This is a genomic window from Buchnera aphidicola (Aphis nasturtii), from assembly GCF_005083345.1.
Classification (GTDB): domain Bacteria; phylum Pseudomonadota; class Gammaproteobacteria; order Enterobacterales; family Enterobacteriaceae; genus Buchnera; species Buchnera aphidicola_R.
This window is the reverse complement of the sequence record NZ_CP034888.1, coordinates 71,302-91,991: the sequence shown is the minus strand read 5'-3', so window position 1 is coordinate 91,991 and position 20,690 is coordinate 71,302. Positions and strand designations below refer to the sequence as shown.

Below are 20,690 nucleotides of genomic sequence, written 5' to 3'. Positions count from 1 at the left end.
ATAATATTTATTAAGAAGTTGACTAAAACAGTCGCTGTTTAGTATTCTTTGCTAAAGAGAGGAAAGTCCGGGCTTCATAGAGCAAGGTGCCAGGTAACACCTGGAAAGTGTGAACTTATGACTAGTGCAACAGAAAAAAAACCACCAAATTTAATATCATATATGTTTTAAAAATGGAAAGGGTGAAAAGGTGTGGTAAGAGCACACCGCATAATTGGCAACAATTTATGGCACGGTAAACTCCACCTGGAGCAAAGTCAAATATAGGTTATTATAAAAGGTATTGCTCGTACTAAAAACCTGGGTAGACTGCTTGAATTAACAAGTAATTGTTAATCTAGATGAATGACTGTTTTAAAAACAGAACCCGGCTTATCAGTCAACTTCTTAATATAACAAATAAAATCTTTAAAAAGGTAATAAATTTATTACCTTTTATATAATTTACTTTAAAAATAGCAATTAATTTCCTGAAATCTGCATTTCAGATATTAATATAGAACCACATTGAATGTTATGTCGTGTATCAATATCATTACTAATACTCAGAATGTTAAGCCACATATGTTTTAAATTACCAGAAATTGTAATTTCATTCACTGGATATTTAATTTGTCCATGTTCAACCCAAAATCCTATAGCACCTTGTGAGTAATTTCCATTAACAATATCTACTCCTTGACCCATTAATTCAGTTACTAATAATCCAGTGCTCATATTTTCTAATAAATCTTGAAATGATATATTTTGATTAGAAACTAACCAGTTATGAATACCTCCAGAATTCCCAGTACTAATTAATTTTAATTTACGAGAATTATAACTATTAAGTAACCAAGTAGATAATATTCCATTTTTAACAATATATTTTACAGTTGTTTTTACACCTTCATCATCAAAAGGCTTACTACCTAATCCCTGCTGAATATGTGGGTTTTCTATAATATTTAACCAATTAGGAAAAATTTGTTTTTGTAAATCATGCAGTAAAAAAGTAGATTTACGATAAATATTATCACCACTAATAGCTGGGATAAGATTAGAAAAAAAATTAAAAGATATTTCTTTTGAAAATATAACTGAAGATTTCATAGTATTAATTTTTTTAGAACCTAATCGAGAAACAGCACGTTTTGCAGTATTTTGTCCTAAAATATCAGGTTTTTCTAAATTCTCTATTTTTCTAGAAGTAGAATAATAAAAATCTCTTTGCATTATATTTTTTTCTTTTGCAATCATACAGTTATAAGCTGAATAAAGAGTTGATTTATATTTTTCTAACATTCCCAAGCTGTTTCCTAAAACATTTATAGTAATATGACTACTAAAAAAACTTCCTTCACTATTAAAAATTCTTTTATCAAATTTAAATGCTTCTTTTTCTACTATAGAAGCAAAATTAATTCCATTTTTTATACTCAATTCAGAAGGATGAAATAAATCAAGATTATTAGGATTAAAACAAAGCAATTTTATATCCGGTAAGCCTACAAAAAAATCAGAAGAAGAATTTTTAGAAATATCTATAGCAATATCTAACATTTTTTTAATACTATTTACACTAAAATCTCTAGATGAGACGCTACCTTTAGAAAATTTATTATATACAGTAATAAATAATGCTCCATCACTATTAAATTCTATATTTTCTACAATGTTATTTCTAATATTAATATTGAATCCTATTGTTTTTTTCACAGAAACTTCAATAGAACAATTAATTGTTTTTTTTGCTAACTGAAGAGTGTTACTTACTGTATTTATTAGTAAATTTTCTTCTTTTTCAATTTGATGAATTAATTTCATTTGTAACTCCTTAATAAATACATATACTATATAAGTAGAATATATTAATATTAATTTATAAAGAACTGTATAAAAAAATAATTATTCTTAAAATACATTATTGAATAAATAATATTAATTAAAATTTTCTATTTTTAAATTTATTTTAAAAAACTATAAAAAATTTGATATAAACACAATATTTTCAAGATATAAAAAGGTAAAAATCAATGGATTATAATAAAATCATTGCAGGTGATAATATACCAAATGATATATATGTTATCATTGAAATACCATCTAATTCATCTCCTATTAAATACGAAACAAAAAAAGAATCAGGTTTACTTTTTGTAGATCGTTTTATATCTACGCCAATGTTTTACCCTTGCAATTACGGATATATTAATCAAACATTATCTATGGACGGAGATCCTTTAGATGTTTTAGTGCCATCTCCATATCCTATACAATCTTGCTCTATTATCCATTGCAAGCCTATTGGCATACTGAAAATGAAAGATGAATCAGGAGATGATTCTAAGATTATAGCTGTACCAAAAAGTAAAATTTGCAAAACATATAAATATATTAATAACATTACAGATATATCAGAGTTATTAAAAAAACAAATAGAACACTTTTTTAAATATTATAAAAAAATAGAAACAGAAAAATGGACTAAAATTATAGGATGGGATAATCATAAAGCTGCAAAATTAGAAATTATTTCTTCATGTAATCGATTCAAAAATAAAAAAAATGTATAAAAAGTTGTTTGATTTTTTAAAAAATAAAATTTTTTTCATTGATTTGAAAATTAAATAAAAAAGATTTTAAATATCCAATTAAGTCATATTTTAATAAAAAATAATGCAAATTTAATTGAGAAAAAAGATTTAATTTTATTTTTGGAGCAATAAAAAAAAGAACTTGATTACTATTAAAAAAAATATTCCATTCTATCAAATTAACAACATTACTTTTTGAGTTTGAATATAATTGAAATAATACATCTCCTTGATTTATAAAAATCGATTGATTAATTTTTACATATTTAATTAAATTAAAAGAAGGGTAAAAAAATAAAATAATATACTTTAATATCTGATTACTTTTAATATAGAAATGGTTTAAATGAATATCAGCCAATATATGAGGCTGATATAATGTTCCTGAAAATTTTATTTTTCCAGTGCATATACCTTTAAGTATTGTGAAATTTGAAGTAAAAAAATTTAAAATAGAAGAAGGAAAATTAAATAAAAAATATTTTCCTCGTATATTTTTTTTATAAAAAAAATCATAAATATTTAAAAATCCAAATAATTTATTATTTTTATTTTTCAATGGGTATATTACCCAGCGAGTTATAAGATTATTTTTCTTTAAATGAACTAATAATTTAAAAGAAGATATTTTTGTTGAAAAAATTTTATTTTTAATTTTTTTGTATAATATCGTATTATTACTATATAAAAATGTTTTTACATTAGAATATTTATTATTTGTATTTGATATAAACTTTGTTTGAAAAAACAAATTAGTTTTAAAATTAATAGATGAATTAAAAACAGAAGAAAATAAAAATTTTTTAACTCTGTTAATCGTAGAAAAAATATGATATTTGTTTTTTATTCTATTTTTTTTATTTTTTTTTATATTTTTATTCAAACTAAATATAATTGGATTATTATTAAAAATCCATTTCTTATGAAACATTGAAACATTTATTCGTTTAAAAGTACCTTCCCAAAATTGATTTTGATAATCAAATTTTCCATTTATAATAAAATTTATATTCAAGTTTTTATTTTTTATAAAACAATAAAATTTTTGTTTAATATCGTTCCAATAAAGCTTTATATTTAAATAATCTAAATAAAATTTTAGAAAATTAAAATTTTTTATAACAAGAGAAACATTTTTTGTAACATTATTTTTGGTATTTACATTAAATAACATTTTCATGCTATTTAAATAGATTGTATTGTTCCAATTTAACTTTTCTCCTGAAACAACACCAGAAATAACAGGTGAAAAATAAAAACCATATATATTTAATGTAGTTATAACTGCTCCTTTTAAATTAGGTATAAAATAATCTAAATTGTTAGCATTAATAGATGAGTTAAGATTAATTAATTTTGATATTGATCCCTTTAAAAATCCTGTATTTCTTCCTAAAAAAAAACTCATTTTAGGTATTTTTATGTTATTCATTTGATTATAATATAAGGAACCTAATATTAGCATTTTCTTATCTATTATATTAGCTTTTAGATTAAAATGAGAAATTTTTACATTATTTGCACCTTTCTTAATATTATTGGATATATTAATATTTCCTGTCAATTTCGAAATATATTGAGTATAGCTTTCTTTTTTTAAATGAAATAATGTATTGCTTTGAATGTTTTTCAAAATTGGAATCACATGAATTTTATTTAAAGAAATATTTGTTAAGTTTCCACTACCAAAAATATTCAAAAAAACTGATGGAACACCTGATATATTAATAATATTTTTAAATGATAAATCATAATTATCTATTGTTCCTTTTAAAATTAAATTAACATTTTTTGAAGTAAATATTAATCTTTTTTTAACTGGAAATAATAGACGATGAATATGTAGATGAATGTATATAGGATGATTTAAATTATTCAATAATACTTTTCCAAATATATTAAATTTAAAAAAATCATTAAATTTTAATTTAAATACAAATTGATTATTAATAATACCTCGAAATAAAATATTTTTAAACTGATAATGAAAAAACTTAATTTTTTTACATTTCATAAACATTAAATTTAAATTTATTGGAAGTGAAAATTTTTTATGATCTAAAAAACAAGATAAAAGATTATTTATTTCTTTTTTGTTAATAAATGTGTTTTTGTTCAAAAGATTTTTTTGATTATTTTTTTTTAAATCTAAATAAATAGAATCAACATAAGTACGAAATATTGTAAAATTATTATTAATTAATTTGAATCCACTATTCACATTGGATAAATGTATATGTGTATTATTTGATTTTAATAAAATTTTATTAAAATAAATTTTTTTTAAAATAATATAGTTACTAAAAAAAATATTTTTTTCTAATATATTTTTTTTGAAATGTTTTTTTTCTAAGAAAAAAAAATTATTTTCATTAAATGAAAAAATCAGGTTTTTTATCTCAATATTTTTGAAAACTTTATGTATTTTTAATAGAGATATCGGATCAATTACTATATGAATGCTAGCGGCTTTAATAGATGTGTGAAAAAAATTAAAAGTAATATTTTTTAATGTAAAATCACGCCAATTTCCTGATATTTTTTCTGTTTTTAATCCCCAAAAAAAATAATTAGTAATATTAAAAAAAAATTTAAACCCACAATTACTTTCTAATAAAAATACTATCAAAAATAGTAAACTAGAAAAAAAAATCAAAGATTTAGATAAATATCTCTGATATACACTCATAGGAGCAATCCCAAATTAAATATTAATTAACACTTAAAATACAAAATTTTATATTATACTAATTTAAAAAAAAATATACTTTTAAATAAATTATTTAAATTTATTCACTTTTCATAGTAAAATCATCTAAAAGGTACACAATTCAATTAATATATACTATATTAGTATGTGATTTACTAGTTTTAAAAGTAAAAAATCAAAAATTCATTTTGGGAAAAATTTTATATGTCTCGTATATGTCAGGTTACAGGAAAAAAACGTATGGTTGGTCACAATCGATCACATGCTTTAAATGCAACAAAAAGAAAATTTTTACCAAATATTCAAAATCATCGTTTCTGGATTCCAGAAAAAAAAAGATTTATTAAGTTACGTATATCTGTTAATGGAATGCGTTGTATTGATAAAAATGGAGTAGAATTGATGATAAAAAAAATAAAAAACAAAAAATAAGGGTTTAATATGGCTAAAAAAAATAGAGAAAAAATTAAAATGATTTCTTCCTCAGGAACAGGGCATTATTATACTACTACTAAAAACAAAAGAAATACACCTGATAAATTAGTATTAAAAAAATATGATCCAACTATTCGAAAACATGTATTATATAATGAAGGAAAAATTAAATAATAAAAAATTGTAAATAAAATTTAAAAAATGTTATTTGAAAACTAAAGTATAATTTAATGTAAATTATACTTTATAAATACATATAAATAATTTACTGTAATTTTAAAAAAGTATTTGATAAAAATAAAATTAATTGATTTAATAAGTTGTTAAAAATAGGGAAAGAAATACCTACTAAATAATATAACATAAGTATACCTATTAATAAATTCAACGGAAAACCAATAGAAAAAATAGATATCTGAGGAGATAATCGATTTAAAATACTCATTATTAAATTAGATAGCAATAAGAAAATTATAATTGGAAAAATTAGCATTATGCTATTTAAAAAGATATTACTAGCGAATTGCAAGATAATAGAAAAAACACTATGATTAAAAAAAATAATATTAATTGGTATACTATAAAAACTGTTAATTAATATATTTATTAAATAAAGATGTGCATTAATTGACAAAAAGAAAGATAACATTAAAATATTCAACAAGCGAGATATTATAGAAACACCGATATTATTATTTGCATTGAAAAACGTTGCAAATGATAAACCCATTTGTAGTCCTATTAGTTCCCCTGAAAAATTAATTGTAGCAAATAAAAATTGACAAGTAAATCCTAAGGTAATACCAATTAAAATTTGTTCTAATAAAAGTAATAAGCCAACTAAAGAAAATAGTTGTATTTTTACTTGAGGTAAAAATGGAAATACAATCCAACTAATTAATATAGATAAAACTATTTTCGTTTTTTTATTTATATGCTCATCATTAAAAACTGGAACAGTTGAAAAAAATGATAAAATACGCACTAATGGCCAAAAAAAGTTACTTATAATTGTTACTAATTGTAAATTATTAAATGTTAACATTATTTTATAATAGCTGGTATATTATTAAATAAGTTATGCGTATAATCCAACATAACACCCAACATCCAAGGACCAAGTATAGCAATAGTAGCTAAAATAGAAATTATTTTAGGAATAAAAGAAAGAGTTTGCTCATTTACTTGCGTAGCTGCTTGTAATATACTGATAATCAAACCACTTATTAAAGCTGATAATAATAATGGAGATGCAATCATTAATGCAACTTTAATAGCCTGGCTAAATAAAACCATTATATATTCAGGAGTCATAAAAAATCCCATTAAAATATTACACATTAAAACTTTGTGATAGTGAAGTTACTAATAATTGCCATCCATCTACTAGTACAAATAACATTAATTTAAAAGGTAAAGAAATTGTTGAAGGTGGAACCATCATCATACCAAGAGCCATTAACACGCTAGCAACAACTAAGTCAATAATTAAAAAAGGTATAAAAATAGTAAAACCAATTTGAAACGCTGTTTTTAATTCACTTGTAATAAATGAAGGTAATAAAATTCGCATAGGTATTTCATCTTGATCTTTATAATCAGAAACATGTGCTATTTTTGAAAACAACTCTAAATCAGACGTTCTTGTTTGATTTAACATAAACTTTTTCAATGGAATTGAACCTTTTAAAATAGCTTCATTCATATTAATTTCTTCCTTACTAAAGGGAAGATAAGCTTCTTCATAAACTTTTTCAAAAGTTGGAGACATAATAAAAAAAGTTAGAAAAAGCGCTAAACCTAATAATATTTGATTAGGTGGAGCATATGGAGTTCCTAAAGCATTTCTCAATAATCCAAAAACAATAATAATTCGTGTAAAACTAGTCATCATTAAAAGAAAAGCTGGAAGAAAAGTCAGAGCAGTTAAAAAAACTAAAGTTTGTACAGGCAAAGACCAAGTTTGCGTACCATCATTTAAATTATGAATTGTTGGTCCAGGTATATCAGCATAAACTAAAGGACAAAATAATAATAAAAATATAAATGTAATGGTTTGACATAATACTTTTTTTTTCAAAAATATTTTAGTAAAATTTTTGAAAATATCATAAATTTTTTTTTTTGGAAGCATAATTTTTTCTTCTTTACTAGGCGACTCGTCTTTTAATGGAGATGTTAATGTATACAGATGAGTAATATGATTTTTTGTAATACCTAATATTAATTTTACTTTTTGAACTTCTATCATAATAATAGATTCATTTGATCCTATTGATATTTTTTCTATCATGTTTATATAAGAATTTTTTTTATTTTTTTTTAACGAAATTTTTTTAATAATCCAACTTATACACAATATTAATAATATTATCTGCACTAATGAACTAGCTATTTGAAAAAAATTTATACCATTAAAAACTGATTGATAATTACTTATTGTTAACTGTGATTCAATATTATTTTTCATAAAATTTAAATTTATCGATTCATAGTATTTTAAGAATTTTTTATACTAATAATTCTTACACCATATGTATTCTCTGATATAACAATTTCACCAAGTGCAATTAATTTACCATTTGCAAAAATTTTTAAAGGATCTTCTTTTTGTTGATTTAAAAAAAGCATACTTCCTTTTGAAAACTCCAAAAGTTCTTTAATTTTAATTTTAGATTTACCTAATTCTATAGTTATATCAACTGGTATATCAAATATTATTTCTTTTTTATTTATGTTTTCATTCAAACTAACAGACATTATTTCTTCAGAATTATTTTGGTTTTTAATATCTATATGGTTAATATTCTTATTAGAATGATTAATTTTTTCAGAATCATATTTTTTTTTTAATTTATTCATTAAAAAATTCCTCAAATTTATGTAAATCTATATTTTTATCTATAAATTTTTTAAAAAAAATAACTGATTTTTTATTAAAGTTTTTATAACTACCTAAAAATATAGGTATTTTTTTTATATAAGCAATAACTTTATCAGGACTTTTAACCATTAAAATATCACCTATAGATAATCTTTTATATTGTATTTTAGAAGACATTAAAAATTGTATAATAACATCTAGTTCAATATCATATAGGTTAATAACAGAAACACTTTTTTCGAAATTTATATTTTTTATTAAAGATGTTTTATTATTTTTTAAAAAATTTGTTTGTTGAAAATATTTTTTAACTATTGAAATAGGAAGTAAAATACTGAAAAAAATATGTACACCATTTAAGCTTAAATGAAAATTGTTATTTATATAATTTTCTTTTAAAAAATCATTTTTTTTAATGTTAACAATTTTTATATTTAGAGTATTTATATCAACAGAAAAAATGTTTTCAAAAAATTTAAAATAATCTTGAAAAATAAATTGTAAAATTTTTTTAGCAATACTGTCTTCTATATATGTAAGCTTTCTTTCTTGATTAATTTTTTCTGAATAAGTACCATTACCTCCAAATAATAAATCTATAAATAAAGATAATAAATTATCTGAAAAAAATATAAAAAGTTTTTTATTTAAGTTTAATATATCTATTTTATTAGAAAATAAATATTTTATATCTTTTTTACTATTTACACTGGAATTTATTGTAATAGTGAAAAAATTTAATGTTACATTATTTTTAACAAAATTTGAAAAATGTATTATTATTTTTTCTACAAAATTTTTATTAATTTGTTCTAATTTTTTAATTTCGCCTACACTTAAAATATTATGTATTTCTTTATCTTTATTAATTATTTTATTAATAACATTGAAGCTATTACTTTTGCCCATTTATTATATACCTTATAGGTAAAAGTGATTAAAAATTATATTAAAACTTATTTTTTAAGTTTTAAATGTAATTAAAATTGTAATATATATTCCTGTTATATTAAACGTACATATCAACGATTTTTTTTTGTGTTAAATTTATGTGAAATTTTTTAATCGTATTAGATATTCTAGGGATATATTTCGAAATAAATACATGTTTATTTTTTTTTGAATTTAAAAAGCTGGAAATGTTAACTTTTTTTAAAAAAATACCATTTTTAATCAAAGAATCCTGTAAAAATGGAATGCAATGATTCAAAAAATTTTTAACTTCTATATGATCTGAAATAAATTTTAGTTTTACTTGATTGTCTTTTATTTTAATTTCTACATATATCGAACCAAGAAATGTTGGTTTTAAACGAATTTCAGCTTTATTTTCTTTATTGGAAATAGATAACAAAACTTGTTGACTAATAGCTTTCTTCCATTGAAGATTTTTTTTATTATTTAAAATATATGTTAATTTTTTATTTAATTTAAAAAAATTATTTTCATCTGTTTTTTTAAAAGAATTTATTTCTGAAATAGAATTTTGGTTTTTATATGCATTTTTAGAAGCAAGAATATTTGATCTATTATTTAAATTATTTTTAAAATATATAAAATTTTTACTATCTTTAATAGAATTTTTTTGATTTTTTATAATTTTTAAATTATTGCTTTCGTTCAAGTTGCTTTTACTGTAAGATTTTTTAACACAATTAATAATATTATAGTTATAGGACGAAATATTTTTGTTTGTAATATTTTTTGAATGTTTTAACAGTTCATTATTTTTAAACATTTTAATCTTTTTTTCATTTTCTTCTATATTAATTTTATTCTTATTTTTTAAAGAATAATAAGATTTTAATTTAAAATGTTGATCTAATTTTTTGTGTTCTTTTTTTATATTAGTATTTTTTTCAATATAAAAACTAGTTTTTATATTGTTTTTATTGAAAACATTTAATAAATTTTTTACTAAAAAATTAACAGATATAATGTTTTCATCATCTTGTTTCTTTTTTTGTGTAGAAATGTTGTCAAATTTAATTTCTTTGTTTAATAAATTTTTTTTACATTCATTCAAAATAGCTTGATAAAAATCAAAATTAGTAACATAACAACAAAAATTATGATCTGAATTTAATAAAACATTTTTTTTTAATTCTATATTATTTAGATGACTTAAGATCATAATAACTGCCTTTTTTAAAAAATTTAAATTGCGAAAATTCATCGTTAATAATATTTTCTTTTAAAATTTCACTATTTTTAAAAGCTATTTTATTTTTTTGATTTAAATAATTCCAAGTTTTCAATTTAATATGATTTTTAAACCATTGATCAATATTGTTTTTAATTTTGTTTTCATATTTTTTAATGATATTATTGTTTTCCTCAATTGCTATATATAACATAAAAATAAAATTATTGTATATTTTCCAATGAGTTGTATACATACCTAACTTAAGATTAATATTTAATTTTGCAATATATTCATTTCGAAAATTAATTAATAATTTCAATTGTTGAATATGTTTTTTTTTTGAATATGTAAATTTTTAATATAAATTTTTATTTGTTTTATTTTTTTATTTTCTATATTTTCTAAAATAGAAAACAAAATGTTTTTATATCTCATAATATACCCTATCTCATATCAAAAAATATTAATCAGTATAAAATAATTTAAATAAATATTTCATTTAACCTTTCACAAGAAACTAAATAATTGCTTTTTTCTGATGGTTTCTGTTGTAAAAATTTTTCTAAGTTTTTCCATTTCTTTATAGCATCATCTAAAACATGATCATTTCCTTTAATATAAGCTCCAATATTAACTAAATCTTTATTTCTTTGATAAGAAGCGACTAACTTTTTAAAATAGCAAGCTTTTGAGTATTGTTCTGTAGTAATAATTTCAGGCATAACACGACTTATAGAAGATTCGATGTCAATAGCAGGATAGTGACCTAAATCTGCATAATAACGAGATAGAACAATATGACCGTCAAGTATAGAACGGCAAATATGTGAAATAGGATCTTGATCTTCATTATTTTCAGTTAAAACTGTATAAAAAGAAGTAATAGATCCTTTATTATCTATATTTCCTGAACGTTCTACTAAAGCAGGGATCTTAGAAAAAACAGAAGATGGATAACCTCGAGAAACTGGTAATTCACCTAAAGATAAGGAAACTTCTCTTTGAGCCATTGCATAACGAGTTAATGAATCCATAATTAGTAAAACATTTTTATTTTTATCTCGAAAATATTCAGCTATATTTGTTGCATATGATGCAGCTTCTATTTGTAATAACGGAGAAACATCTGCTGGAGCAGCAATTACTACAGATTTAGATAATCCATCTAATCCTAATATGTTTTCTATAAAATCTTTAACTTCCCTTCCTCTTTCTCCAATTAACCCAATCACTACTACATCTGCTGTTGTATATTTTGCCATCATACCTAAAAGAATGCTTTTACCAAGACCTGAACTTGAAAAAATTCCTATCCTCTGGCCTTTTCCAATAGTTAGTAATCCGTTTATTGCTCGTATTCCTGTATCTAGTATTTCATTAATTGGTTTTCTATTTAATGGGTTGATATGCTTGTTTTTAATCGTATGAAAAAATTTCGAATCTAATTCAGGTAGTTTATCTAATGCACGTCCTTTAGCATTTAATACTCTTCCCAATAAATTCATTCCTAAAGGAGATTTTTTAATCAAAATATTCATATTTCTAGATAATTTTAAAAAAACTTTAGCACCAGGTAAAATACCATAAGTTTCTTCAAAAGAAAATAATAACGTTTTTTCTTTACTAAATCTAACAACTTCAGCTGAAACATTTAAAACTTTACCATCTATTATCCTTTCAATAATACATTCAGCTCCAATCGGAGCTTTTAAACCTATTACTTCTAATATTAAACCATGTATACTGATTACATAACCATATACAATAATATCGGAAAGACTATTGATTTTATTCTCAAAAGAAGTAATTTTATTAAATAATTTAGAACATTTTGATTTCATTCATGTTCCTCTTCTTCTAGAAAAACACGATATACTTCTTTCCATCTAGCATAAATAGTAGCGTCTATATTACTCTGTTCAGAAAGAATTTTAAAACTATTAATATCAATACTTTGATTACAAACTAGTTCCCATTTGTTATCTATTGATTTTTTTAAAATTTTTTCTAATATTTTTTTGTTGCTAGGATGAATTACTAATTTTGGTTTTTTTAAAAAAAAATTATCATTTTTAATAATTTTATTCACTTTTTTTAATAAAACTGATTCATTAATTAAAATTTTTTCTCCAGCAATATAGGAAGAAACTATTAATATTGTTTTTAATAAACGTGAAAATAATGTTTTTTCAAATAAAGAAATTGTAGACTCGAAATGTAAACATAAATCTTGTAATGTATTATTTAATGAAATATATTTTTGTTTTTTTTCTTCAAGATTTTTTTTAATATTTAAAAAATATGATTCATCGTTATTAAAAGATATTTTTTTAGGTTCATTTGATTGCTTATGTTTATTATTTAATTCATTTTTTTTTACAGTATAAAAATCAGTTTCTTTTAAAAAACTTTTATTCCAAAAAACATTATAATTGTTTGCTGAATTATTTAAAAAAATTTCTTCTGGATACCATTTTTTCCAATCTTTTTTTAAATCTAAATCAGACATAATATTTTCCTAAATTTTCTATTGAAAACATACCATAATCTAAAATATTTTTAATCATCATTAAAATCAATTTTTGCTCATTTTCTATAGCAATATTAGAAGCATAAGATTTTTTCTTCAAATAAAGCGATAATTTTTTTGATTTTTCTTCATCCATATTATTAAAAAATTTATTTTTTATAATTTCATTAGTACCTTGCAGTGCAATATATAATTTTTCTTCTTCTAAATGTTTTATCAAGCATTTGATAACATCATCACTAATATTAACTATATTTTCAAACGAATATAGCTCTTGAATAATTTTGCTAGATAACTCTTTATTACAAGATGTAATTTTTTTGAGTAAATTTTTTTCATTTTCTATTTTCATAGAACTTAAAATTTTAGCAACAGTTTTTATACCTCCTTTATCTAAAAAAGTGAACTTTTTCTTTTTTAGAAAATCATTAATAATATTTTTTAATTCAATGAATTTTGATTCCTCAAGTCCGTTAAATTCAGAAATTTTAATTATAATTTCAATACATTTTTCTTCTTTAAAATAAGATAAAACCTGAGCTGATTGATTTTGATCTAAATAAACAAGTATTGTTGTAATAATTTGAGGATGTTGTTCTTTTAATAAATCAGCTAATTTAGCTGGTTCTATTAAGTTCAGAGATTTAATAGACATTCTAATATTTCTTGCTGCTAATGCATCATTTAATAAAACATTTCCTTTTTTATCTCCTATAGCCTTAATTAACATATCAGATATATACTCATCATTATTATTATAAACTAAATTATTATTTTTCATAAAAAGATCATAACATTCAGATAATACTTTATTTAATGTTATATTAGAAAACTGATTAATATTAACCATCGAGGAAACTAACTCTTGAATTTCAAAAGGAGTTAAATATTTCAACACTTCTGATGCTTGATCAGCTCCTATTGACATTAACAAAAGCGCACTCTTTTCAGTACCATTTACAGTCATTTTTTATCACTCATCCATTTACGAATAATCGACGCTATAGCACGTGGATTTTGATTAGATATATTACAAATTTGATGAATTAAATTATCTGTATTTTTTGTATTTAAATTTTTTAAAGTTTTTTCTTCAATATTATTAACGAATTCATTTTCACGAGAATCAATAATCTCTTTTTGTACATTTTTTTTATTTAATGTTTTATCTTTAAAAATACTTTTTGAAAAAGAAAAAATATATTTTTTTAAAAAAAATAAAACAAATAAAGCTGAAATACACCATGGTATTAAAATGGAAAAAGTATTAAAAATATTAGATTGATTAAAATGATTAAATTTAGTGAAAGTATTTTTATTTCGTTGATTAAAACCTTCGTTAATTACATGTACACTATCACCTCTGATTTTAGAGTATCCTATTGATTCGCAAACTAAATTTTTTATATTTTTTATTTGCTCTAAATTCAAAGGAAGTGTTTTCCCATTTTTATCTTTAACAAAATTAATAACTACTGCCGCAGATAATCTTTTAATCTCTCCAATATTCATCTTTATATGTGATAAAGTATGATTTAATTCGTAATTAATTGTATCATCATGATTAATAGTAGAACGAGAACTCGTAAATGCATCATTAAATAATTTATGATTTTGTATCATATCAGATTTTTTGTCTGTGCTATTTGAATTGCTATTAAATAAAGTATTTTTATTCAAATAATTACTGTTATCATTTTCTTTTTGATTTTTGATTTTATCATTAATAGTAATTTGATGGGAACGAATTGACTGATTTTTATAATTTGAATTAGGTTCGTATTGTTCTCGTGTTTTTTCTTGAGTATTAAAATCAATTTGCGCAGTTACTTGTGTATAGACATTACCAACTCCAAATAATGGCTCTAAAATACTTTGAATTTTACTAATATATCTTGATTCAATTTTTTCAGCATATTTTAATTTAGCATCATTTATTTGATCTGATTCTAATGCAATATTGTTTAATAATTTACCAAAATCATCTACTATAGTTATATTTTCTATAGATAAATCAGATATACTGTTAGATATTAAATGTAATATAGCATTTGTTTGTCCTGAATTTAATTGAGTTCCAGGTTTTAAACTTAAAATAACTGAAGCCGATGGTTTTTTTTTATCTTGTAAGAACAAAGAATTTTTTGCTATCGCTATATGTATTCGAGCTCTTTTTACAATATTAATTCTTTCTATAGTACGAGCTAGCTCACCCTCTAAAGCGCGTTGATAGTTAATTTGTTCATTAAATTGACTAATCCCAAATTTTGCTTTATCTAAAATTTCAAAACCTATGCCGTTACGAGGCAAATTTTTTTCTGATAAATGTAAACGTATATCATAAATTTGATTTTTTGGAACTAATAATCTTCCAGAATTTTCAGAAAACTGATAAGGAATTTTCATTTGATTTAAATAATCAATAATAGATTCTCCATCTTCAGAGGATAAATTATTGTATAATACTTGATAATCAGAAGATTTTTTCCATAAAGATATAGAAATAGTAGTAACTACTGCTATTACTAATAAAATTATTAAAACACGTGCATTTTTAAAAAAATAAGATAAAAAATTACTAAATTTTTTTTTCTCTTCTGAAATTGATTCTTCTATAGCACTAAAATTCATAACATCTTCCTAATCTAGTAGATAATCTCAACTATAATTGAACAACAATTAAATTTCACTTGAAATAAAAAGATTTCCTGATAAATTACGTATAACATAAAATATTTATCTTTTAAAAAATGTGATATTATTTTAAAATTTATAATAAAAATTTAGAGGAAGATATGTTTATTGATAATATTCATAATCAAAATATTTATACCAAGATTCATTTTTTAAATGAAAATAAAAAAAATATTCAAGAATCTAACAATTTTATTCAGTTTTTTCAAAAAGCATTAGGAGAAGTTAATAATATTCAAAATAATGCACAAAAAAATGTTGAAAAGTTTGAATTAGATCCGTCTTCTAATATATCTTTAAACGACGTAATGATAAATTTACAAAAATCTTCTATTTCTATAGAATTAGCTATTCAAATTAGAAATAAATTTATATCAGCTTATAAAGAAATAATGAATCAACAAATTTAATATTAAATGCTGTGCGAAATACAATTTAGCACAGCATTTTTTAAAATATCTGTAAAATATTAAAGTGATATAATAAAAAACTGAAATTTGAAAATTATTTTAAATTTATTGGAGTTAAGCGGAATCGAACCGCTGACATTTTGCATGCCATGCAAACGCTCTGCCTACTGAGCTATAACCCCAAAATTATTACAATATAAAAACACATGAATTCTGTCAATTTATTTTTCTATAAAATGCTTTTTATCTTAATAAAACGATGAATTAATATAAACTAAAAATATTTAAAAAAGCATCTTTTTTTAAAAAGCATCTTATTTAAGATATTTGAGAATTTATTTAAATTATATTTTATTATTTATAAAAAAGATCGCTTTTTTTAATCTTAATAACGTTTTTTCTTTTCCAAGTAAAAAAATTACAGAACTTATATTAGGTGAACATACATTTCCTGTTAACACAACTCGTAATAACATATTAATTTCTTTTAATGTTTTATTTGATTTTATAGACTCATTATGAATAACGTCAGATAACATTTCAATTTTCCAAAAAGAAAAATTTTTTATTTGATTATAAATATTCTTTAAAACATTAAGATTTGTTAAAATTAAATATTTGTTAATAAATTTAATATCAAAAGATTCAAATTCTTCATAAAATAATCTAAAAGAACATGCCATATCTTGTAAGGTATGAAAACGATTTTTATATAAATTCAATAAAGATTTTAAATCAGGTCCTTTTTTTATATTTATATTCTGGTTTATCATGTAATTTGTTAAAAGCTTAGAAATATACTCTAATGATAAATTATTAATATAGTATTTATTTAACCACAAAAGTTTTTTAATACTAAAAGCACTCGCAGATTTATTAATAGTATCTAAATTAAATAACTTTTTTAACTCCGAAAGACTAAAAATTTCTTGGTTACCATGAGACCAACCTAATCGTATTATATAATTAATTACTGCTTCTGGTAAAAAACCTCTTTTGTAGTACTCAATAATATTTTCTGCATTATCTCTTTTAGAAAATTTTTTTCCATTTTCATTCAGTATCATAGAAACATGAGCATAAATAGGTATATTTGCTTTTAAAGATTTTAAAATATTTATTTGACGAGGTGTATTATTGATATGATCTTCCCCGCGAATAACATGTGTAATATTCATATCTAAATCATCAATTACAACGCAAAAGTTATAAGTCGGAATACCATTTGAACGTTGAATTATAAGATCATCTAACTCTATATTATTAAAAGTAATTTGTCCTCTAATCTTATCTTGAAAAATAACTTTTCCAAAAGTGGGATTTTTAAATCGAACTGTATATTTTTTATTAGCACATTGAGTTTTTAAATTTCTACAAACTCCAGTATAACGTGGTTTTTTTCCTTCGGAAATTTGTTTAGAACGTTCAGCTTCTATTGCTTCTGGGGAGCAATAACATTTATAAGCATGACCTGTTTTTAACATAGTTTCAATCACTTCTTTATAGCGATCTAATCTTTGAGTTTGAAAATAAGGACCTTCATCCCAGTTTAATCCTAGCCATTTTAATCCTTTTAAAATAGATTGTACTGATAAAGATTTGGATCTTTCAAAATCAGTATCTTCTATACGAAGTATAAACTTTCCATTATAACGACGTGCAAATAACCAAGAATATAAAGCTGTACGTATACTACCGATATGTAAATCCCCAGTAGGGCTAGGTGCAAAACGAGTTTTAACTTTCATATATTCCTTGAAATATTTTAAAAGATCTATATAAATTTTAAAATAAATTTTATATATAACAAATATAGATAACTATTTCATCATAACGATTAAAATTACAACAAATGAATAATCTTTTAAAAAAAAAGATTGACTCTATTTTTCTTATCTTTACAATATAAGTCATAACAGGGTGATTAGCTCAGTTGGTAGAGCTCCTCCTTTACACGGAGGAAGTCGGCGGTTCAAGTCCGTCATCACCCAAAAAAATTTGGGTCGTTAGCTCAGTTGGTAGAGCAGTTGACTTTTAATCAATTGGTCGCAGGTTCAAATCCTGCACGACCCAAAAATAAAAAATTTAATTATTACTTTTTTTAATTAAAATATATAACTCTTCTTCATTAATCATTTTAACATTTAATTTACTTGCTTCTACAAACTTACTACCAGCTTTTTCACCGAATATCAATAATTCTGTTTTTTTGGAAACTTTATTGGTAATGCGAGCGCCTAATTTAATTAAAACTTCTTTTAATTCATTTCTAGAAAAGTCTTTAAATACACCTGTGATAACAATATTTTTGTTTAAAACGCTTTTTTTATTAGCAAATTTATGATGATTTGGAGCAATATCTAATATTTTTATTAATTTTTTTACTAATTTTCGATTCTCAGAAATAGAAAAATAACTAAATATATTTTTAGCAACTACTTTTCCTATACCATTTATTGATTCTAGTTCTCTTTGATTGGAATTAATTAAATTATGAGTAAAACTAAAATAATTAGATAACTTTTGCGCTATCACTTCACCTACAGAAACAATTCCTAAAGCATAAATAAAACGATTCATAGTAGTTTTCTTAGATTTCATAATAGTTTTAATAATTTTAATACTTTGTTTTTCACCTATATTTGATAAATTTTTTAATTGTTCTGTTTCAAGATAAAAAAAGTCTATTAAATTCACAATAATTTTTTTTTCAATTAATTTATAAATTACTGAAGGCCCTAATCCACTAGCATCTAATGCATTTTTAGAGAAGAAATGACAAAATAATTTTTTTTTCTGAGCATTACATGTTAATCCAGAAAGACAACGAATAATTTTTTCTTCTGTATTTAATAACAATTCTGAATTACATACCGGACAATAAATTGGAAAAAATATTTTTTTTGCATTTTTAAGACGCTTTTCTTGAATAACATTTGTAATTTTGGGTATAACATCGCCAGAACGTTTTACAACAATATAATCATTAACATGTAAATTTAATCTATTAATTTCACTTTTGTTGTATAAAGATGCTTTTTTAATAAGTACTCCTGAAATGTAAACCGGATTAAAATAAGCTACTGGCGTAATGACTCCTGTTCTTCCAACTTCGAATTTTACATTGTTTAATTTAGTAACTTCTTCTTTAGAACTAAATTTAAAAGCAATAGCCCATCTTGGTGATTTACTATTAAATCCTAACTTTTTTTGTAAATAAAGTGAATTTAATTTTACAACGATACCATCTATGTCGAAATTAAATGATTTACGATTTTTTTCAAACTTTTTATAAAAATTTAATAATTCTAAATGATTAGAACAAATTAATATATCTTTGTTAACCGGTAAACCCCAATTTTTTAACTGTATAAGCATTTCATAATGAGTTGGAAAGCATTGTGTTTCTTCAAAAAAATTAAACCCATGACAAAAAAACATTAATTTTCTTTGAGCTGTAATTTTCGAATTAGTTTGCCTTAAAGATCCAGCAGCTGCATTTCTAGGGTTAGAAAAATGTTTTTTTCTATCTATAGAAAATTTATTATTTAACTTGAAAAAATCAGATTTTAACATAAAAACTTCACCTCGTATTTCTAATCTTTTCGGTATATTAGATCCTTGTAATTGCAATGGAATAGATTGAATTGTTTTTATATTATTTGTAATATTTTCTCCAAAATAACCATCACCTCGAGTTGCAGCTCGAACTAAACTTCCTTCTTCATAAATTAAGCTTACTGCTATTCCGTCAATTTTTAACTCACAGCAAAAATCTATTATAGAATTAACTATGTATTTTTTTTTAATTCTATTTTCAAATTTTAAATATCCATTTAAATCGAATGTATTTTCTAAAGATAGCATAGGAAAAAAATGCGCTACCTTTTTAAATTTATTTAATAAATTTGAACCTACTTTCTGAGTAGGCGAATTATGGGTAATAAATTTTTTGTATTTTAATTCTAAATCATATAATTGATTTAATAAATAATCATATTCTGCATCAGAAATAATGGGTTTATCTAAAGTATGATAGAAATAATCATATTTCAAAATTTTTTTACGTAATTTATTAATTTTATATTTAATTTTTTTCATAAATGTATTAGATGAGAAATTAATATGGCAAAAGAAATTATATTAAAATTTTTAACGTTTTTTATAATATAATTCTAAAATATAAAAAATGTTTTGTTTTAAATATAAATAGATTATAAAAAGTAAAATTTTTATTATATTAATAGTTAAATACATTATTTTATAAACTAAATATGTATAAAAGATAAAATAATATTTAATATT

General features: G+C 21.7%; 19 protein-coding genes, 3 tRNA genes, 1 other RNA gene and 1 pseudogene. 7 read left to right on the top strand and 17 right to left on the bottom strand.

The genetic code is table 11. The annotated features are described in order from the left end of the window. Positions 1-14 precede the first annotated feature (14 nt). Positions 15-391: RNase P RNA component class A (gene rnpB, locus D9V63_RS00450), an RNA gene on the top strand. A gap of 71 nt (positions 392-462) precedes the next feature. Here rnpB and pmbA read toward each other — a convergent pair. Next, positions 463-1,806 carry a metalloprotease PmbA gene (gene pmbA, locus D9V63_RS00445; RefSeq protein WP_158368371.1) on the bottom strand — a complete coding sequence of 448 codons (1,344 nt, stop codon included), beginning with the start codon at positions 1,804-1,806 and terminating at the stop codon, positions 463-465. Between the two features lie 209 nt (positions 1,807-2,015). Between pmbA and ppa the strand changes: the two genes are divergently transcribed. Continuing rightward, entirely contained in the window at positions 2,016-2,555 is a 540-nt protein-coding gene (gene ppa / locus D9V63_RS00440; RefSeq protein ID WP_158368369.1) for an inorganic diphosphatase, read from the top strand. 16 nt (positions 2,556-2,571) lie between these two features. On the opposite strand, the gene D9V63_RS00435 is transcribed toward ppa, so the two are convergent. After that, a complete protein-coding gene (locus tag D9V63_RS00435; protein ID WP_158368367.1) occupies positions 2,572-5,265 on the bottom strand; it encodes a hypothetical protein in 2,694 nt (897 codons plus the stop codon). Between the two features lie 225 nt (positions 5,266-5,490). Between D9V63_RS00435 and rpmB the strand changes: the two genes are divergently transcribed. Beyond that, positions 5,491-5,718, top strand: coding sequence for a 50S ribosomal protein L28 (gene rpmB / locus D9V63_RS00430; RefSeq protein ID WP_158368365.1), 228 nt, complete (start codon positions 5,491-5,493; stop codon positions 5,716-5,718). A gap of 9 nt (positions 5,719-5,727) precedes the next feature. Continuing rightward, positions 5,728-5,895 (top strand): 50S ribosomal protein L33, encoded by a 168-nt coding sequence (gene rpmG / locus D9V63_RS00425; protein ID WP_158360400.1) that lies wholly within the window; start codon positions 5,728-5,730, stop codon positions 5,893-5,895. A 91-nt stretch (positions 5,896-5,986) separates the two neighbouring features. Here rpmG and fliR read toward each other — a convergent pair whose 3' ends face one another. From fliR to fliF, 12 genes and pseudogenes are all read right to left on the bottom strand, one after another. Then, entirely contained in the window at positions 5,987-6,766 is a 780-nt protein-coding gene (gene fliR, locus D9V63_RS00420) for a flagellar biosynthetic protein FliR (protein WP_158368363.1), read from the bottom strand. Next, a complete protein-coding gene (gene fliQ / locus D9V63_RS00415) occupies positions 6,766-7,035 on the bottom strand; it encodes a flagellar biosynthesis protein FliQ (RefSeq protein WP_158368361.1) in 270 nt (89 codons plus the stop codon). The genes fliR and fliQ overlap by 1 nt, the downstream gene beginning before the upstream one ends. A 19-nt stretch (positions 7,036-7,054) precedes the next feature. Next, the gene (gene fliP, locus D9V63_RS00410; RefSeq protein ID WP_410051816.1) at positions 7,055-7,774 is read right to left on the bottom strand and encodes a flagellar type III secretion system pore protein FliP; all 720 of its coding nucleotides are present in this window, start codon (positions 7,772-7,774) and stop codon (positions 7,055-7,057) included. Positions 7,775-7,870: 96 nt separating this feature from the next. After that, positions 7,871-8,191: pseudogene (gene fliO, locus D9V63_RS03135) on the bottom strand (flagellar biosynthetic protein FliO); the annotation flags it as partial. A 29-nt stretch (positions 8,192-8,220) separates the two neighbouring features. Next, complete coding sequence (gene fliN / locus D9V63_RS00405) at positions 8,221-8,583, bottom strand: flagellar motor switch protein FliN (protein WP_158368357.1); 363 nt, start codon at positions 8,581-8,583, stop codon at positions 8,221-8,223. Further along, a complete protein-coding gene (locus D9V63_RS00400) occupies positions 8,576-9,514 on the bottom strand; it encodes a hypothetical protein (RefSeq protein WP_158368355.1) in 939 nt (312 codons plus the stop codon). The genes fliN and D9V63_RS00400 overlap by 8 nt, the downstream gene beginning before the upstream one ends. 100 nt (positions 9,515-9,614) lie before the next feature. Then, positions 9,615-10,739, bottom strand: a complete 1,125-nt coding sequence (locus D9V63_RS00395; RefSeq protein ID WP_187308582.1) for a flagellar hook-length control protein FliK — start codon at positions 10,737-10,739, stop codon at positions 9,615-9,617. Then, entirely contained in the window at positions 10,717-11,079 is a 363-nt protein-coding gene (locus D9V63_RS00390) for a flagellar export protein FliJ (protein WP_158368351.1), read from the bottom strand. The genes D9V63_RS00395 and D9V63_RS00390 overlap by 23 nt, the downstream gene beginning before the upstream one ends. Before the next feature lie 154 nt (positions 11,080-11,233). After that, positions 11,234-12,592: a FliI/YscN family ATPase gene (locus D9V63_RS00385; RefSeq protein ID WP_158368349.1), complete on the bottom strand. Its 1,359-nt coding sequence runs from the start codon at positions 12,590-12,592 to the stop codon at positions 11,234-11,236. Next, positions 12,589-13,260: a FliH/SctL family protein gene (locus D9V63_RS00380; protein ID WP_158368346.1), complete on the bottom strand. Its 672-nt coding sequence runs from the start codon at positions 13,258-13,260 to the stop codon at positions 12,589-12,591. The genes D9V63_RS00385 and D9V63_RS00380 overlap by 4 nt, the downstream gene beginning before the upstream one ends. Further along, positions 13,253-14,248, bottom strand: coding sequence for a FliG C-terminal domain-containing protein (locus D9V63_RS00375; protein ID WP_158368344.1), 996 nt, complete (start codon positions 14,246-14,248; stop codon positions 13,253-13,255). The genes D9V63_RS00380 and D9V63_RS00375 overlap by 8 nt, the downstream gene beginning before the upstream one ends. Further along, positions 14,245-15,912: a flagellar basal-body MS-ring/collar protein FliF gene (fliF, locus tag D9V63_RS00370; protein WP_158368342.1), complete on the bottom strand. Its 1,668-nt coding sequence runs from the start codon at positions 15,910-15,912 to the stop codon at positions 14,245-14,247. The genes D9V63_RS00375 and fliF overlap by 4 nt, the downstream gene beginning before the upstream one ends. A 164-nt stretch (positions 15,913-16,076) precedes the next feature. On the opposite strand from fliF, the gene fliE reads away from it, so the two are divergent. Then, on the top strand, positions 16,077-16,385 hold the full coding sequence (gene fliE, locus D9V63_RS00365; RefSeq protein WP_158368340.1) for a flagellar hook-basal body complex protein FliE: 309 nt from the start codon (positions 16,077-16,079) through the stop codon (positions 16,383-16,385). Positions 16,386-16,494: 109 nt separating this feature from the next. Here fliE and D9V63_RS00360 read toward each other — a convergent pair. Beyond that, a tRNA-Ala gene (locus D9V63_RS00360) sits at positions 16,495-16,567 on the bottom strand. 162 nt (positions 16,568-16,729) lie between these two features. Continuing rightward, complete coding sequence (gene gltX / locus D9V63_RS00355; RefSeq protein WP_158368338.1) at positions 16,730-18,133, bottom strand: glutamate--tRNA ligase; 1,404 nt, start codon at positions 18,131-18,133, stop codon at positions 16,730-16,732. 170 nt (positions 18,134-18,303) lie between these two features. Here gltX and D9V63_RS00350 point away from each other — a divergent pair. Continuing rightward, positions 18,304-18,376, top strand: a tRNA-Val gene (locus D9V63_RS00350). A 9-nt stretch (positions 18,377-18,385) separates the two neighbouring features. Further along, positions 18,386-18,458, top strand: a tRNA-Lys gene (locus D9V63_RS00345). A gap of 12 nt (positions 18,459-18,470) precedes the next feature. On the opposite strand, the gene ligA is transcribed toward D9V63_RS00345, so the two are convergent. Beyond that, positions 18,471-20,486, bottom strand: a complete 2,016-nt coding sequence (ligA, locus tag D9V63_RS00340) for an NAD-dependent DNA ligase LigA (protein ID WP_158368336.1) — start codon at positions 20,484-20,486, stop codon at positions 18,471-18,473. Between the last annotated feature and the right edge of the window lie 204 nt (positions 20,487-20,690).